We start from the raw sequence: 15,358 nt of genomic DNA on the forward strand, positions 1-15,358 counted from the left end.
ATGCGCCGCCGCCGCCTCAGCCGCGAGGATCGCGCCCTGTGGGACGATGTCGCGCGCCGGGTTCGCCCGATGCGCGACGCGCCCCCCGATGCCCTGTCCGAGCCCCCGCCCGAAAAGACCTTGCCCGAAAAGACCCCGCCTGCCCCGGTTCCGGCCGCGCCTCTGTCAGTGCCGCCGCCGCAGAAACCCTTCCGGCTGGGCGCGAAGGCGCCCGCCACCGCCGCGCCGACCCCGTCCGGTGCGTCCGCGATCCGGATGGACCGCAAGGCCTTCCTGCGGATGAAGGGCGGTAAGCTCGATCCCGAGGCGCGGATCGACCTGCATGGCATGACTCTGGCCGAGGCGCATCCGGCGCTGATCGGCTTCATACTGCGCAGCCAGGCCGAGGCGCGGCGGCTGGTGCTGGTGATCACCGGCAAGGGGCGCGGGGCGGAATGGGACCCGGCCCTTGCCGACCGGCGCGGGGTGCTGCGGCGCCAGGTGCCGCACTGGCTGCATCAGGCCCCCTTGTCGGGCGCGGTGATGCAGGTCACGCCTGCCCATCGCCGCCATGGCGGCGAGGGCGCCTTCTATGTCTATCTCCGGCGGCCCCGCTAGGCGGGATCAGAGGATATAGCGGGTGACATCGGCCGATTTGGTCAGTTCGCCGAGGTTCTTGTCGACGAAACCGGCATCGACCCTGACGGTGTCGCCGGCCCGGTCGGGTGCGGTGAAGCTGAGCTCTTCGAACACCCGCTCCATCACCGTGTAAAGCCGACGCGCGCCGATATTCTCGATGCTCTCATTGACCCCGGCCGCAACCCGGGCCAGCGCCGCGATCCCGTCCTCGGTGAATTCGACCGCGACCTCCTCGGTGCCCATCAGCGCGGTATATTGCCGGGTCAGCGCATTGTCCGTCTCGGTCAGGATGCGGACGAAATCGTCCTCGGTCAGCGCCCTCAGTTCGACCCGGATCGGCAGCCGGCCCTGGAGTTCGGGCAAGAGGTCCGAGGGCTTGGCGATATGGAACGCACCCGAGGCGATGAACAGGATATGGTCGGTCTTCACCGGCCCGTACTTGGTCGAGACCGTCGTGCCCTCGATCAGCGGCAAGAGGTCGCGCTGCACACCCTCGCGGCTGACATCGGCGCCGCGCATGTCGGAGCGGGCACAGACCTTGTCGATCTCGTCGAGGAAGACGATGCCGTTTTCCTGCACAGCCTCGAGCGCGGTCCGGTTCACGGCCTCGTCGTCGAGCAGCTTGTCGGCCTCTTCCGAAATCAGGATCTCGTAGCTGTCGGCCACCGTCATCCGCTTCTTGACCGTGCGCCCGCCGAAGGCCTTGCCGAAGAGATCGCCCAAGGACATCATCCCCTGCTGGCCCTGACCCGGCGCCATGCCCGGAATTTCCATGCCCTGCAGCGGGTTCGAGGTATCGGCGATCTCGAGCTCGATGATGGTGTCGTCCAGCTCGCCCTTCTTCAGCTTGGTGCGGAACATCTCGCGGGTCTGCTCGCGCGCGTCCGATCCGGCGATGGCGGCGATCACCCGGTCCTCGGCGGCCTTGTAGGCGGCGGCCTTGACGTCTTCGCGCATCCAGTCGCGGGTCTGGACCAGCGCGGTATCGACGAGATCGCGCACGATCTGTTCCACGTCGCGGCCGACATAGCCGACCTCGGTGAACTTGGTCGCCTCGACCTTGATGAAGGGGGCGCGGGCGAGCCTGGCCAGACGGCGCGAGATCTCGGTCTTGCCGACGCCGGTCGGGCCGATCATCAGGATGTTCTTGGGATAGACCTCTTCGCGGATGTCGTCGGCCAGCTGCTTGCGCCGCCAGCGATTGCGCAGGGCCACGGCGACGGCGCGCTTTGCCTCCGCCTGCCCGATGATGAACCGGTCGAGTTCCGAGACGATTTCGCGGGGGGTCAGGTCGGTCATCGGGTAATGCTCTCCACCGTCAGGTTGCCGTTCGTGTAGACGCAGATATCGGCCGCGATCGCCATGGCCTTGCGGGCGATCTCCTCGGCCGGAAGCTCGGTATTCTCGATCAGACCGCGGGCTGCGGCCAGCGCGTAGTTGCCGCCCGAGCCGATGGCTGCAACGTCATGTTCGGGCGCCAGCACATCGCCCGCGCCGGTGATCACGTAAAGCTCGGCGCCGTCGCTGACGATCAGCATGGCCTCGAGCTTCTGCAGGTATTTGTCGGTGCGCCAGTCCTTTGCCAGTTCGACCGCTGCGCGCTGAAGCTGGCCCGGGGTTGCCTGCAGCTTGGCCTCCAGCCGTTCGAGGAGTGTGAAGGCATCGGCCGTCGATCCGGCGAAACCCGCGACGACGTCATAGCCGCCGGGTGACAGCCTGCGTACCTTGCGGGCGGTGCCCTTGATGACGGTCTGGCCCAGGCTGACCTGTCCGTCGCCGGCGATCACCACCTGTCCGCCGCGGCGGACGCCGATGATGGTGGTCCCGTGCCAGCCGGGAAAGTCGCTTTTCGACATGCCGTTCTCCTGCATTTGCCGGGTCCGATATATGCGCCCTGTGCTGCCTCGCAAGCCGGGCATGACAAAGGGGCGCCCGGGCGCCCCTTTGTCTCAGCCGGAACGGGCCGGTCAGACGGATTCCTGAATCCAGTTCTGCAGCGCGGCCTTGGGCGCGGCGCCGATCTTGCTGGAAATGACTTGCCCGTCCCTGAACAGGAAGAGCGCCGGAATGCCGCGCACGCCCAGTTGCGCCGGGCTGGTCGGGTTGTCGTCGACATTGACCTTGACGATCTTCACCTTGCCTTCCAGCTCGACCGAGAGCTCTTCCAGGGCCGGGCCGATCTGCTTGCAGGGGCCGCACCATTCGGCCCAGAAATCGACGACGACGGGAATGTCGGACTGGCGCACCTCGGCGTCGAAGGTGTCGTCCGTGACGGCATGGGTGGGCATCTGGGTCACTCCTTGGAACCTGGGATCGAGGCCGGAAAGTAAGGAGAGGGGCCAGCAGCGTCAAGCCAGCCCGGCCCGCACAAGGGCTGCGCGCCCCAGCTCTCGCGGGATCGTCATCAGCCTGCCCGTCCGGGTCCAGAGAACGGCTGTCCCGACCTCGCGCCCCGGATAGATCAGCGCCAGTGCCACGGCATAGGCCCCCAGCTGGCGCAGGATGCCCTCGGGCGTGTCCTCGGGCCGGTCCGGCACGATGGCGTTGGTCTTGAAATCGACCGCCGTGACCCGGCCGGGCGCAAGGATCAGCCGGTCGACCGTGCCGCTCAGCCGCCCCGGGCCCAGGGGCGCGGTCAGCGGAACCTCGGCCAGCGTGCCGGGCGCGAAGACCGGCGCCAGATCGGGCCGCGCCATCAGGGCCCCGGCCTCGTCGGCAAGGGCCGGGATCGCGGCCTCGGGCGCGGGCGGGTCGGCCGCGGTCAGAAGCGCGCGGGCCAGCGCCGGGCGGTCGGCCGGATCGGTGCCCGGCAGATGTTCCAGCAGAAGGTGCATCCAGGTGCCCCGGGCGCGGACATCCTCGGCCTCGGCGGGCGCCAGCGGATCGCCCGGCAGGGCCTTGGCGCCGCCCAGATCCGAGGGAGACATCGGTTGCGGCGGCCGGTCGGGGCGCGGGGCCTCGCGGAGCGCCCAGTCGGGCAGCGCGGTCTCGGGCGGGGCCGTCTCGGGCGCGACCGCGATCCGCTCTCCGGGCCAGAGCCCGCGTTCATAGCGCAGCCCCTCGCCGAAACCGAAATCATGCGGCACCGGCCCCAGCGCCTCGGTGCCGCGACGGATGCGGCTGTACCAGTCGCTGCCATCCTTCGCGAGCTTTCCGGCCGCCGCCACGATCAGCCATTGCTCGGCCCGGGTCATCGCGACGTAAAGCAGGCGCGAGCGTTCCTCCTCCTCGCGCTGCACCCGCGCGGCATGTGCGGTCGCCAGCGCCTCTGGTCGCTCGTCCGATCCGGTCTTCCAGGCGGGCAGGCCGTTTTCCAGCGTATAGATCTGGTCGCGGATGGTGATATTGCGCTGCGCCGTATGCGGCAGGATCACCACCGGCGCTTCGAGCCCCTTGGCGCCATGCACCGTCATCACCCGGATCCGCCGTCCCGCTGCATCGAGCTGGCGCTTGATCTCGACCTCGCCACTCGACAGCCAGGCCAGGAACCCGGTCAGCGAGGGCACCTCGGTCGTCTCATAGGCCAGTGCCTGGGTCAGCAGCGCGTCGATCCCGTCCTCGGCCTCCTGCCCGAGCCGTGCCATCAGTCTGCGGCGGCCGTCATGGCGGGTCAGGATGCGTTCGACAAGGTCATAGGGGCGCAGGAAATCGGCCTCGTCCAGCAGCGCCTGCAGCACCGGAACCGTCTCTGTTCCGGCCTGATCCGCGTGTCGAAGCGCCTGCCAGAGATAGCCCTTGCGTGGCGCTGCCAGCCGGAAGAGCGCATCCTCCGACCAGCCGAACAAGGGCGAGCGCAGCGCCGAGGCCAGCGACAGGTCATCCTCGGGCAGCGCCAGGAAGGACAGAAGCGCGGTCAGGTCGCGCACCGCAAGCTCGCCGCCGATCTTCAGCCGGTCGGCGCCCGCCACCTCCAGCCGCTCTGCCTTGCAGGCGCGGATGATCTCGTGAAACAGATCGGTCCGGCTCTGCACCAGGATCAGGATATCGCCCTCATGGATAGGGCGGCGCCCCCCGCCCTTGACGGCGATGGTCTCGCCCCGGTCGATCATGGCGCGGATTTCCGAGGCCAGCCGACGCGCCAGCCGCACGCTGTGATGCGAGGCGCCCAGCATGTCGACCGGATCGGCCCAATGGCCGAGATCGGCGGCTTCGCTGTCCTCGACCACGGGCCAGATATCGACCCGGCCTGGCAGGTCTGCATGAAAGGCGCGGTGCCGCATCTCGCGGTCGAGCCCGGCGCGGGCGCCTTCGGGGAAGGTCCGGTCGACCGTGCCGAGGATCGCCTCGGAGGAGCGGAACGAATATTCCAGCGTCAGGGTCGTGAGGCCCCGGTCGACATCTTCCAGCCGGTCGCGGAACAGCGCGCGCATCCGGTCGAACCCCTCGGGATCGGCGCCCTGGAAGGAATAGATCGACTGTTTCTTGTCGCCGACGACGAAGATCGTGCGCTCGACCCCGCTGCGCGCGCCCTCGCCCGCCGTGAATTCCTGCGCCAAGAGTTCGATCACCTGCCATTGCACCGGGCTGGTATCCTGCGCCTCGTCGACCAGGATATGATCAAGCCCGCCATCGAGCCGGAACAGCACCCATTGCGCGACGCCCGGATCGGTCAGCAGGTCGCGCGCCTTCAGGATCAGGTCGTCGAAATCGAGCCAGCCCTGCAGCTGCTTGCGCGCGGCATAGGCGGGCAGGAAGGCTTCGGCGAAGCGGTGGAGCGCCAGCGTGCGTTCGGCCGCATCCAGCGCCAGCCGCCGGGGTCGCGCGGTCTCGACCCGGACCATCAGATCTTCGAGCGGCGCCAGATCGGGGCCAAGCGCGGTCCGGACCGCCTTGGTTGGAAAAGACCCTGTCTTGGCCGAAAACGGCTGTTTCGCGCCCGCGCCGGTCAGCAGGATATCCTCCAGCCCGATCAGCAGGGCACGGTCGGCGCCGCCAAGATCCAACGCGGCAAGCTTGGCGGCGGCGGTCTGATCGGTCTTGCCACCCCCGGCCAGCGCGGTCTTCAGCCGGGTCAGCAGGGCCTCTTCGCTCCCGGTGAAGACGCCGCGCAGCAGAACCGCCCTGTCGTCACCGGGGGCAAGGCCGAAGCTCTTCCAGATCGCCTCCGCCTCGGCGGTAGCCGGAAACCGGTCGCGATGGCTGGCGATCTCGGCGGTCAGTGCATCGAGCTCGGCATCGGTGTGAAACCGCGCCAGATCGGCAAAGCGCCCGGCCTCGGGGCCGTCGGCCAACGCATCGACCAGCTCAGCCCGCAGGCGGCGGGCGCTGCGGTCGTCCATCTCGACGAATTGCGGCGAGACCCCGGCCTCGAGCGGAAACCGCCTCAGAAGCCCCGCACAGAAGGAATGGATGGTCTGGATCTTCAGCCCGCCCGGCGCTTCGATGGCGCGGGCGAACAGGCGCCGGGCCTCGCGCAGGGTGTCCTCGCCGATGGCGGGCTCGACGCCCAGCTCGTGCAGTGCCTTGCGCAGATCGGCATCGGCCAGCATCGCCCAGCCGCCCAGCCGGTCGAACAGCCGGTTCTGCATCTCGCCCGCGGCGGCCTTGGTATAGGTCAGGCACAGGATCCGCTGCGGCGGCACCCCCGCCAGCAGAAGCCGCGCCACCCGGTCGGTCAGAACCCGGGTCTTGCCCGAACCCGCATTGGCGGAGAGCCAGACCGAGCCCGACGGGTCGGCCGCTTGGATCTGCCGTTCGCTCGCCTCGTTCCGGGTCATCCCACATCCTCCGGTTTTGGCGGATCGGTCTCGTCCCATTCGCCAAAGCGCGACAGCAGATCGTAATCGGTGATGTCGCTGCGTTTCTGGACCCGGTTGCGGGCGGTATAGCCCTGTTCGGGATGGGCATAGCGGTCGATCAGCCGCCCAAGCTCGGCCCAGCTGCGCGCGACCAGACCGTCATCCAGGTTGTTGGTCACGGTCTTCGGCGGCTGGCCGAGGCCGATATAGGTGACGTGATCTACGGGCGCGGCCGGGATCTCCTCGAAGCCGCCGCGTTCGGCGATGCAGGCCTCCAGCAGCAGCTGCTTGTCGAAGGCCTCCATCGCCTTCAGGCTGGGCGGCGTGCCGGTCTTGTAATCATAGACGATCAGGCGGCCATCGGGACGGCGGTCGATCCGGTCGGCCTGCGCGGTGAGGGTGAAGCCGTTGTCCAGCCGCGCCGCGCCCGAGCGTTCGCGGGCGATGCAGGCGGCCTCGGCCTGACGTCGCGCCTCGTCGCGCAGGAAGCTTTCGGCCGCGCGTCCGAGCCGCGCCCGCCAGAGCGCGCGGGCGGCGGGCCAGGGCGCGTCGGTCGCAAGAACCTCATCGGCGATGGCCATCAGATCGGCCCGGGCGCGGGCCGGATCGGGGTCGATGGGCCGGTCCAGAAACCGCTCCATCACCTTGTGCAGGACGGTGCCCCGCAGCGGCGCATCGGCGCTGCGCACCAGCGGGTCGAGACGCTTCAGCCGCAGGATATGGCGGGCATAGACGGCATAGGGGTCGCGGATCAGCCGCTCGATCGCCGTTACTGACAGCCGCTCGGGACGCTGCTCGACGGGGGGCCGGGGCGAGGGACGGTGCGCGGCAGGTAGCGGCGCTGTTGGCCGGTCGAGCGCCTGCGCCATCGCAAGCCAGCCTTTCCCCCGCGCCCGCATCGCGGCCAGCGCCTCGGGGCCGCCAGTGCTGCCCAGCCCCTCCATCAGGTTGGTCAGCCGGTTCAGCCAGCGCGCGGGCACGGTCTGGGCCTCGGCGGTGCGGATCGCGCGCGAGATCACCACCTCGGGGGCGCAGATCGCCTGCTGGAAGTCATGCGCGGCCAGTCCGATCTGACGTTCCGGCAGCAACAGGCCCGCCTCGGCCCGCATCTGCCGGTTCAGCCAGGGATCGGGCGGCGGGGTCTCGGGCCAGGTGCCTTCGTTCAGCCCGGCGAGGATCACCAGATCGGCGCCCTGGACGCGGGCCTCGAGCGTGCCCCAGATCATCACCCCCGGATGCGGTGCGACCGCGCTGCGGACCGAACCGTCGCGCAGGACCGAGTCGAGCAGGGCCGAGAAATCGGCCGGGCTCATCTCGCCGCCCGCATCTGCCTCGGCCTCGAGCAGGTCGAGCGCGGCCCGCGCCTGCAGGCCGGCCTCTTCCAGCCAGAGCGCGCCGCTGCCCTCGGCGTCCGGCCCGGCGGCGAGGGTTTCGGCCAACTGACGGTGCCGCGCGACATGGGCGCAAAGCGGCTCTGTTCCGGCCCGATCCGGTCCCTCCAGAGCCTCGGCTAGCCAGGCGGCCCAGGCCTCGCGGCCATCTTCGTGGCCTTCGGCCCAGCCTGTCAGGGCCGGGCCGTCGGGAAAGGCGGGTCCGTGCCGCCGCAGATGCAGTTCAAGCTCGCGGGTCCAGCGCAGGTGATTGGCGCGCAGGCCTGGGCTCGAGGCGGTCAGCGGGTGCTTGAGCAGCGACAGCAGGGTCTCGACCGTCAGCGCCCGGCCGAACAGCGCCGCGACCTGACGCAGGAACCGGCCCGGCGGCGACAGCGGCAGCGGGGTGCCGGCGCTGTCATCGGGCCGGATGCCCCAGCGGTCGAGCGCGGCGGTCACCTGGCGGGTCAGGGTCCGGTCGGGGCTGACCAGCGCAGCGCTTTGCCCGTCCTCGGCGGCACGGCGCAGCCGCAGCGCGATGGCCAGCGCCTCGGCCCGCGGCGAGGGCGCCTCGATCAGCGTCAGCGCCTCTGTCGCGCGGTCGAGCCCGGTCAGACGGGGGCCGTCCTCCATCCACTGATCGGTGACCGGGGCGGGCCGGAGCGCGAGCGAGATCAGCTGGGTGCGCTGCGGGTTCGGAGGCCCGGCCTCGGCGCGCCATGGCTGCACATCGCCCGGCCCAAGCCCGCTGTCGTTGAGGATACGGCGGAAGCGGTATTGCGGGTGGTCCTCGGCCGCCAGCGCATCGTCGAGCCCATCCCAGATCGCGGCGGGCATGTCGAAATCATAGCCGGGCAGGACTGCGGCGCCCTGCGGCAGCCGGGCGGCCTCGCGCAGGAACAGCGCTGTTGCCCCGCGCGAGCCGGTGGTGCCCGCGACGATCACCGGATGGCGGGGCGGATCGGCGCGCCAGCGCTCGGTCAGCCGCTCGACCGCGAGGCGCTGCCGGGCGCCGCCGCCGGGACGCCCCGACAGGTCGGGGCCGAGCCAGGTCTCGACCAGCGTCACGAATTGCCGGGCCCGGGCCCAATGCGCCGAGAGGTTACCGACATCGAGATCGTGCAGCACCCGCGGCGGCACGCCCTCGGCCTGCATCTCATCAAGCAGGGCGACAAGGCTGTCGGCCAGATCGAAGGCCGAGCTGCGCGCGGCCAGATCGGGGGCGCGGTCGAGCAGCGCCCGCACCAGTTGCCCCAGTTCCAGCCGCCGTCTGAGCGGCGAGACCGGTGCCGGAAGATCCGCGAGGATCGGATGGCGTGCAAGGTCGGTCACCAGCCGGATGCGGGGCAGAAGGCGCGGCGGCCCGGCCTGGAACAGATCGACGATCCGGCGCCGCATCCGCTCGGTATTGACCCAGATCTCGACCTCGGCCCAGGCCTCGGGAGGGGCGCCGGACAGTCTCTGTTCCAGCCCGATCAGCAGCTCGCGCGGGAAATCGGCGCCGGGCGGCAGGCCGAACAGGCGGGGCGCCGGTCCTTCAAACATCGCCCTGCCCCGCCAACAGTGCCTCGGCCTCGGCGATACCGTCCGGATGGCCGACATCGCACCAGCCGCCGGGATTCAGGATGCCGTGAAGCCGCCCCCCGGCCAGCATCCGGTCCCAGAGCCGGTTCAGCGAAAAGACCCGTTCGGGGATTTCGGCAAGACCGTCGGTCCTGAGGATCTGGGCGCCCGAATAGACGGCCCCCGGGCCACGCTTCAGGCGGCCCTCCGGGTCGATGAGAAAATCGCCCCGGCCCGAATGGCCGGTCGCTTGCCCGCGCGGGATCAGCAGCAACAGGCCGTCCATCCGGGCCGGGTCCCAGGCCTCGGCAAGCATGCAAAGCGGGTTCGGCCCGGTCCAGACCGCATCGCTGTTCAGCGTGAAGACCGGATCGCCGCCCAGAACGGGCAGCGCATTGCGCAGCCCGCCGCCGGTATCGAGGATGGCGTCGGTTTCATGCAGGACGGTGAGGCCGGGCCGGCCCGCGAGATACGCCGCCAGCTGCCCGGCGCGGTAATGGGCGTTGACAGCGATCTGGCGGATGCCCGCATCCGGGGCCAGCGCCAGCGCATGGTCGATCAGCGGTTTGCCCGCGACCTCGATCAGCGGTTTCGGGCGGTCGTCGGTCAACGGCCGCATCCGGGTGCCGAACCCGGCCCCGAAGATCATCAGCGACGCGGGGCGCATCGGCTTGCGATCCGGTCGAGACACTCGGGCTCGGGCGGCGGCAGCAGGCGCAGCAGCGGCGCGCGCAGTGCGGCCAGCGCGGGATGCGCGAGATCCTTCATGAGGTGACCCCAGACGCGCGGTATCATCGGCAGATAGCCGGGCTTGCCGTCGCGCAGGCAGAGCCGGGCGAAGACGCCCAGGATGCGCAGGTTGCGCTGGGCCCCGGCCACGGCATAAGCGCGCTCGAAATCCGCGGCATCGGTGCCGGTTGCGGCGACATAGCGCGCGCGCATCCGGGCCTGCAGCGCGGGGGGCACGTCGCGGCGCGCATCCTCCAGCAGCGAGACGAGATCATAGGCCGGGTGCCCGATCCGGGCATCCTGGAAATCGAGCAGCCCGACCCGCGCGACCCCGTCCCGCGCGGGCAGCCAGAGCAGGTTCTCGGCGTGATAGTCGCGCAGGATCAGGACCGAGGGCGGGGCGGCTTCGGCCAGAAGCGTCTCCAACCCGGCCCGGATCCCGGCGATCTCGTCCTCGGGCGCGGTGAGGCCCAGCCCGGAAAGGTACCAGCGGCACGGCAGGCAGCCGAGCTCGGCCATCTCGGCGGGGCTGTAGGGCGCGAGGCCCTCGGGCAGCGGCGCCTGGTGCAGCCGGACCAGAAGGTCGGTCGCGGTGGCGTAAAGCGGTTCTTCGAGCCCGGGCGCGCGGGCGGCAATGCGGACGAAAAGGTCATCGCCCAGATCCTCGAGCAGAAGCAGACCCGCGGCGCTGTCCTCGGCGAGGATCGCGGGGGCCGAGAGCCCGAGCGCCGAGAGATGGCGGGCGATGGCGACGAATGGGCGCACATCCTCGCCTTTCGCCGGGTCGGCATCCATCAGGACGGCGGTCGCGCCGGTGTTCTGCGCGAGCCGCTCGTAGCGGCGGTTCGACGCGTCGCCCGCAAGGGCTGCGCGGCGGACTTCGGTCCAGCCGGCACGGGCGAGGAAATCGGTGATTGCGGTGTCACGCATCGGGGGCGGTCCCGGTCTGAGTTTCAGTCTGGAGTTCGGTCAGGATCGGGGACAGGCGGTCGGCCCAGACGGTGCCCGCGGCGGTGAAGCTGGCATGGCGCAGGGTCTCGGTCCCGCCCGGCGCAAGGGCCAGGCGCAGCGCGCCCGGGGGGGCCAGATCGCCCAGCCGGTCGGGCCATTCGATCAGGCAGAGCGCGGTGTCGAAGGCCTCGTCCAGCCCGAGTTCCATCACCTCCTGCGGATGGCCGAGGCGGTAGAGATCGGCATGCCAGATCTCGAATTCCCCGGCCTCGTAGGTCTGGACCAGGGTGAAGGTCGGCGAGGGCACGTCTTCGGGGTCGCGCCCGGCCCGGGCCTGTGCCGCCTGGATCAGCGCCCGGGCGAAGGCGGTCTTGCCCGCCCCGATCGGGCCGTCGAGCAGCAGCGTATCGCCGGGCCCGAGCCGGTCTGCGAGCCGGTCTGCGAGCGCGCGGGTCATGGCCTCGGAGGCCAGCGTTAGGGTGAGGCGGGTGGCGGACATGGGGCCCGTTGTAACGCCTGCCCCGCTTGCCGCAAGCGGGATCAGGCGGAAGAGGCGCGCGGGATGGCGGGTGTTTCGCGCGCTTCGGTCCGGGCGGCGGCCGGACGGAATTCGACCAGCATGCAGCCGCCTGCGATGGGCTTGAGATGACAGTCGAGCCTCTGGCCGTCGCGGCGGAACAATTCGCAGCTCCAGGCCTCGCGCTGGCGGATGCGGCGCGGCAGCTCGGACCCGGCCTCGGACGGGCCCGGCAGGCATTGCGCCTGCCATTGCGCGGTGGCGCCAGAGATGTCGGTATTGCCCATCACAAGCCGCGGGTCCTCGCCCCAGAGTTTGGCATAGGCGCTGTTCGAGAGCGTCAGAATCCCGGCGCTGGAGAACACGGCCATGGCCTCTGGCAGCGAGTCGATCACCGCCTGACCGGTTTCGATCTCGCTGCGGAAGCGCCGGGTCATCGACATTTCGGTGCTGATATCCTCGAACAGGAAGGCCACGGCGCCATCGGGATGCGGCCGCCCGGTCACCCGGTAGACCTGCCCGCCGGGCAGCGTCCAGGTATCGGAATAGACGCCGTCGCAGGCATCGCGTTCCAGCCGCAGGATCTGTTCGCGCCAGGACCGGAAGTTCTTGGGCTCGGGCATCATCCGGGTTTCGCGCAGCCGGTCGAGCAGGTTCAGAAGCGTGGGCCGGCCGGTCAGGAATTCGGGCTCGAGATTGAACAGCTCGGAAATGGCCGGGTTGAACAGCACCAGCTCGCGCGTGCGGTTGAAGACGGCAAGCCCGATGGGCAGCTCGGCGAAGGTCTTGGTCAGGGTCTGGACGAAGTTGCGCAGTGCCGTTTCGGCCCGGACCGTGGCATCGGCCGGAAGCGCGAAATGCAGCGAGGCCCCGTGAGCCTCGACCGAAACGCAATCGAACCAGCGGTCGCGGTCGGCGCCGATGTCGATGGCCTGGCGCCGGGGCGCGCCGCTTTCGCCGAGGTCCTGCGGGAACAGCACCGGCAGCGGCCAGACGATCTGGCCTTCGTCATGGCGGCCGCGCACGATGTCGAGATAGGCGCTGTTGGCCCAGGCCACGCCGCCCTTCTCGTCGCGTTGCCAGGCCGGGGTGGGCATCGCCTCGACCACGTCGCGCAGGGTGGCCAGCTCGGCGGTCAGGGCGGCCAGGCTTTGGGCATCGGTCAGGTCGGCCGGATCGTCGAAGCGCGGCATCCGCAGCGTCAGCCGGATCACACCGTCAAGCCAGACGGCGGTCAGCTGGGCCTCGCCCCCGGCCTCGGCAAGCAGCGCCGAGCCGTCCTTGGGAAGCCGTTCCATCCGTTCGGGAAAGCCGGGAAAGCGCGGCACGATCAGCGCACAGAAGCGTTGCCAGTCGGTCAGGCCCTTCGGCCCGCCGGCCAGAAAGCGGCGGCCATCCGGGGTGGCATCGACGAGATGCTCGCCATCGAAGAGAAACACCATGTCGCCCTGGGCCTCGGCCGCCGGATCGCGGGGCCTCCGGGGCAGAAAATGCAGCACGAACAGTGCCGCCACTGCGCTCGTCAGCGAGATACCCGACAGAACCAGCGCAAATCCCCAGTCGATGTCCATGGTGCGGCGAGAATCCTTCGTTGATCCTGTTCAGTAGGCGGTCACCTTGGTTAATTTCCAGTTAATTCAACCTATGCGTGTTTATCTGGAATTGCTATGGCCTCATGCTTCGATCGGGGCATTCTCGCCAAGTGCCGCAAGCTGGGCCTCGGCGCTGACGCCGATCTTGGAGGCGGGCCATTCGACCTCGACCACGGCGCCGCGCTGGTCCGAGCGCTCGGAGGTCAGCATCGGGTCGCGCCCATTGGCGAAGCTAAGGGTCGCGCCCGAGCGCTCGAGCATGGTCTTGGCGATGAACAGCCCAAGCCCCATCCCTTCATATTCGGGACGTTTCTTCTGCTGTTCCGGGTTCTTGCGCTGCCGGACGAACGGGTCGCCGATGCGGCCCAGCAGATGTGGCGGATAGCCCGGGCCGTCATCCATTATCCGCACGCTGATCTCGGTCTGGGTCCATTGTCCTACGACCCAGACCCGGCTTTCGGCGAAGTCCACGGCATTCTGGATCAGGTTCCTGAGCCCGTGGATCACTTCGGGGCGGCGGTAGATCACCGGCATCCGCGGGCTGCCGCCATGGATCGGATCGAAGCTGAAGATGATCTCTTTGCCGCGGTCCAGATGCGGCTCGGCCGCCTCGTCGATCACCGCCTTCAGCGGCGCGGTATGCATATGCAGGTCGTCCTTGCCCGCGCGGCCCATCGAGCGAAGGATGTCGCGGCAGCGATCCGCCTGCTCTCGCAGCGTCTCGATATCTTCGCGCAGGCCGGGCTTGTCCTCGACCTCGTCCATGAGTTCCGAGCTGATCAGCTTGATCGTGGCCAGCGGCGTGCCGAGCTCATGCGCGGCGGCGGCGACGACGCCGCCCAGATCGGTCAGCTTCTGCTCGCGGGCCAGCGCCATCTGGGTCGCCAGGAGCGCGTCGGACATCTTGTTCATCTCGGAGGTGATGCGGTCGGCATAAAGCCCGAGGAACGAGATCCCGATTACCAGCGCGGCCCAGAAGCCGAACAGGAAGAGATGCGGCAATTCCTGGATCTCGCCCGCGGCATCGATCAGCGGCACATGGTAGAAGGTCATCAGCGTGATCAGCGCGAAGGCGGTATGGGCGATGAACAGCGTCGACATCCGCCCCAGCGCCGTCGCCGAGATGGTGACCGGCGTCAGCAGCATCAGCGCGAAGGGGTTGTTGAGCCCGCCGGTCAGAAACAGCAGTGCCGAAAGCTGCACCACGTCGAACAGCAGCGTCAGCATCGCCTCGTTCTCGGACAGGCGCCGGTTCTCGGGATAGATCGCGACGGCGATCACATTGGCCAGCACGCTGACCCCCACCACCAGCAGGCACAGCCCCAGATCGAGCTGGATATGGAAATAGAGATTGGCAACCGCTATGGCGACGACCTGACCGGCGATGGCGGCCCATCGCAGCAGGATCAGGGTCCGCAGGCGGATCCAGTTGCTGCGCTCCGTCGGCGGCAGCAGGCCGGTTGCGATATCGGACATCGGACCCCCAGGTTCAGGCTTGCCTCTTGTTAATCGGGGCGGGACGGTCGATCAATGCGACATGCACCGGAAGGCCGGCGGCGAAGGAGGCGCGGATGAAACGGATCGTTCTGGCGGTTGCGGCCGGTGTGGCGCTGGCGGCGGTCGCGGTGCCTGCGCTGTTCATCTGGGGCCCCTGGGCGCCCGAGGACCGTTTTGCCGCCTGCCGCAACGGCGGGCCGCGCCCGGGGCTGTCCGAACTCGGCGGTTCCTTCACTCTGACCGACCAGACCGGAACCGTTCTGACCGAGACCGACGTGATCGCCGGGCCGACGCTGATCTATTTCGGCTATACTTTCTGCCCCGATGTCTGCCCGTTCGACAATGCCCGCAATGCCGATGCGGTCGATCTGCTGGAGGGACGCGGCTATGAGGTGCGCCCGGTCTTCATCTCGGTCGATCCGGCCCGCGACACGCCCGAGGCGCTGGCGGCCTTCGCCTCGATGATGCATCCGCGGATGCTGGCTTTGACCGGGACGCCCGAGCAGGTGCGGACGGCAAGCCGGGCCTATCGCACCTTCTACCGCATCCGCGACCCGGAAGACCCCTATTACCTGATCGATCACTCGACCTTCACCTATCTCGCCTTCCCGCAGACGGGTGTGGTCGAGGCCTTCGAGCGGGACGTCACGCCCGAGGACATGGCGGCGCGGGTTGCCTGCTTTGTCGATCGCGTCCGGAGCCTGGACTGAGCCGAAACGAGTTAAATTGACCCTGCCGCGTTAACATTCTAGAACAACCGGAATATTACGCTCACCAGGAGGG

General features: G+C 69.3%; 12 protein-coding genes. 2 read left to right on the forward strand and 10 right to left on the reverse strand.

All coding sequences use genetic code 11. From position 1 onward, the window contains the following. Nucleotides 1-597, forward strand: a complete 597-nt coding sequence (locus ACK8CO_RS09455) for a Smr/MutS family protein (RefSeq protein WP_414898964.1) — start codon at nt 1-3, stop codon at nt 595-597. A gap of 6 nt (nt 598-603) precedes the next feature. Here ACK8CO_RS09455 and hslU read toward each other — a convergent pair whose 3' ends face one another. The 10 genes from hslU to regB all read right to left on the reverse strand — a co-directional run bounded on the left by hslU (nt 604) and on the right by regB (nt 14,554). Continuing rightward, on the reverse strand, nt 604-1,917 hold the full coding sequence (gene hslU / locus ACK8CO_RS09460; protein ID WP_414898965.1) for an ATP-dependent protease ATPase subunit HslU: 1,314 nt from the start codon (nt 1,915-1,917) through the stop codon (nt 604-606). Beyond that, nucleotides 1,914-2,474 (reverse strand): ATP-dependent protease subunit HslV, encoded by a 561-nt coding sequence (gene hslV, locus ACK8CO_RS09465; protein ID WP_080614745.1) that lies wholly within the window; start codon nt 2,472-2,474, stop codon nt 1,914-1,916. The genes hslU and hslV overlap by 4 nt, the downstream gene beginning before the upstream one ends. Before the next feature lie 111 nt (nt 2,475-2,585). After that, nucleotides 2,586-2,906, reverse strand: a complete 321-nt coding sequence (gene trxA, locus ACK8CO_RS09470) for a thioredoxin (protein WP_414898966.1) — start codon at nt 2,904-2,906, stop codon at nt 2,586-2,588. A gap of 60 nt (nt 2,907-2,966) precedes the next feature. Next, nucleotides 2,967-6,335, reverse strand: a complete 3,369-nt coding sequence (addA, locus tag ACK8CO_RS09475) for a double-strand break repair helicase AddA (protein WP_414898967.1) — start codon at nt 6,333-6,335, stop codon at nt 2,967-2,969. After that, on the reverse strand, nt 6,332-9,271 hold the full coding sequence (addB, locus tag ACK8CO_RS09480) for a double-strand break repair protein AddB (protein WP_414898968.1): 2,940 nt from the start codon (nt 9,269-9,271) through the stop codon (nt 6,332-6,334). Before addB ends, addA begins: the two co-directional genes overlap by 4 nt. Next, nucleotides 9,264-9,956 (reverse strand): nucleotidyltransferase family protein, encoded by a 693-nt coding sequence (locus ACK8CO_RS09485; protein WP_414898969.1) that lies wholly within the window; start codon nt 9,954-9,956, stop codon nt 9,264-9,266. Before ACK8CO_RS09485 ends, addB begins: the two co-directional genes overlap by 8 nt. Then, nucleotides 9,938-10,948: an aminoglycoside phosphotransferase family protein gene (locus ACK8CO_RS09490; protein ID WP_414898970.1), complete on the reverse strand. Its 1,011-nt coding sequence runs from the start codon at nt 10,946-10,948 to the stop codon at nt 9,938-9,940. Before ACK8CO_RS09490 ends, ACK8CO_RS09485 begins: the two co-directional genes overlap by 19 nt. Next, entirely contained in the window at nt 10,941-11,468 is a 528-nt protein-coding gene (tsaE, locus tag ACK8CO_RS09495; protein WP_414898971.1) for a tRNA (adenosine(37)-N6)-threonylcarbamoyltransferase complex ATPase subunit type 1 TsaE, read from the reverse strand. The genes ACK8CO_RS09490 and tsaE overlap by 8 nt, the downstream gene beginning before the upstream one ends. A 41-nt stretch (nt 11,469-11,509) precedes the next feature. Further along, complete coding sequence (locus ACK8CO_RS09500; protein ID WP_414898972.1) at nt 11,510-13,057, reverse strand: PAS-domain containing protein; 1,548 nt, start codon at nt 13,055-13,057, stop codon at nt 11,510-11,512. Nucleotides 13,058-13,159: 102 nt separating this feature from the next. Next, nucleotides 13,160-14,554 (reverse strand): sensor histidine kinase RegB, encoded by a 1,395-nt coding sequence (regB, locus tag ACK8CO_RS09505; protein ID WP_414898973.1) that lies wholly within the window; start codon nt 14,552-14,554, stop codon nt 13,160-13,162. Between the two features lie 95 nt (nt 14,555-14,649). Here regB and ACK8CO_RS09510 point away from each other — a divergent pair, with 95 nt between their 5' ends. Further along, on the forward strand, nt 14,650-15,285 hold the full coding sequence (locus ACK8CO_RS09510; protein WP_414898974.1) for an SCO family protein: 636 nt from the start codon (nt 14,650-14,652) through the stop codon (nt 15,283-15,285). The last annotated feature ends 73 nt before the right edge of the window (nt 15,286-15,358 follow it).

Origin of the sequence: Rhodovulum sp. HP10 (assembly GCF_047553435.1) — a bacterium.
Lineage (GTDB): Bacteria > Pseudomonadota > Alphaproteobacteria > Rhodobacterales > Rhodobacteraceae > Rhodovulum.

Bases quoted from the DNA above. Each gene is read 5' to 3' on its own strand.
- ACK8CO_RS09455 (WP_414898964.1), top strand. From the start codon at position 1: ATGCGCCGCCGCCGCCTCAGCCGCGAGGATCGCGCCCTGTGGGACGAT.
- hslU (WP_414898965.1), bottom strand. From the start codon at position 1,917: ATGACCGACCTGACCCCCCGCGAAATCGTCTCGGAACTCGACCGGTTC.
- hslV (WP_080614745.1), bottom strand. From the start codon at position 2,474: ATGTCGAAAAGCGACTTTCCCGGCTGGCACGGGACCACCATCATCGGC.
- trxA (WP_414898966.1), bottom strand. From the start codon at position 2,906: ATGCCCACCCATGCCGTCACGGACGACACCTTCGACGCCGAGGTGCGC.
- addA (WP_414898967.1), bottom strand. From the start codon at position 6,335: ATGACCCGGAACGAGGCGAGCGAACGGCAGATCCAAGCGGCCGACCCG.
- addB (WP_414898968.1), bottom strand. From the start codon at position 9,271: ATGTTTGAAGGACCGGCGCCCCGCCTGTTCGGCCTGCCGCCCGGCGCC.
- ACK8CO_RS09485 (WP_414898969.1), bottom strand. From the start codon at position 9,956: ATGCGCCCCGCGTCGCTGATGATCTTCGGGGCCGGGTTCGGCACCCGG.
- ACK8CO_RS09490 (WP_414898970.1), bottom strand. From the start codon at position 10,948: ATGCGTGACACCGCAATCACCGATTTCCTCGCCCGTGCCGGCTGGACC.
- tsaE (WP_414898971.1), bottom strand. From the start codon at position 11,468: ATGTCCGCCACCCGCCTCACCCTAACGCTGGCCTCCGAGGCCATGACC.
- ACK8CO_RS09500 (WP_414898972.1), bottom strand. From the start codon at position 13,057: ATGGACATCGACTGGGGATTTGCGCTGGTTCTGTCGGGTATCTCGCTG.
- regB (WP_414898973.1), bottom strand. From the start codon at position 14,554: ATGTCCGATATCGCAACCGGCCTGCTGCCGCCGACGGAGCGCAGCAAC.
- ACK8CO_RS09510 (WP_414898974.1), top strand. From the start codon at position 14,650: ATGAAACGGATCGTTCTGGCGGTTGCGGCCGGTGTGGCGCTGGCGGCG.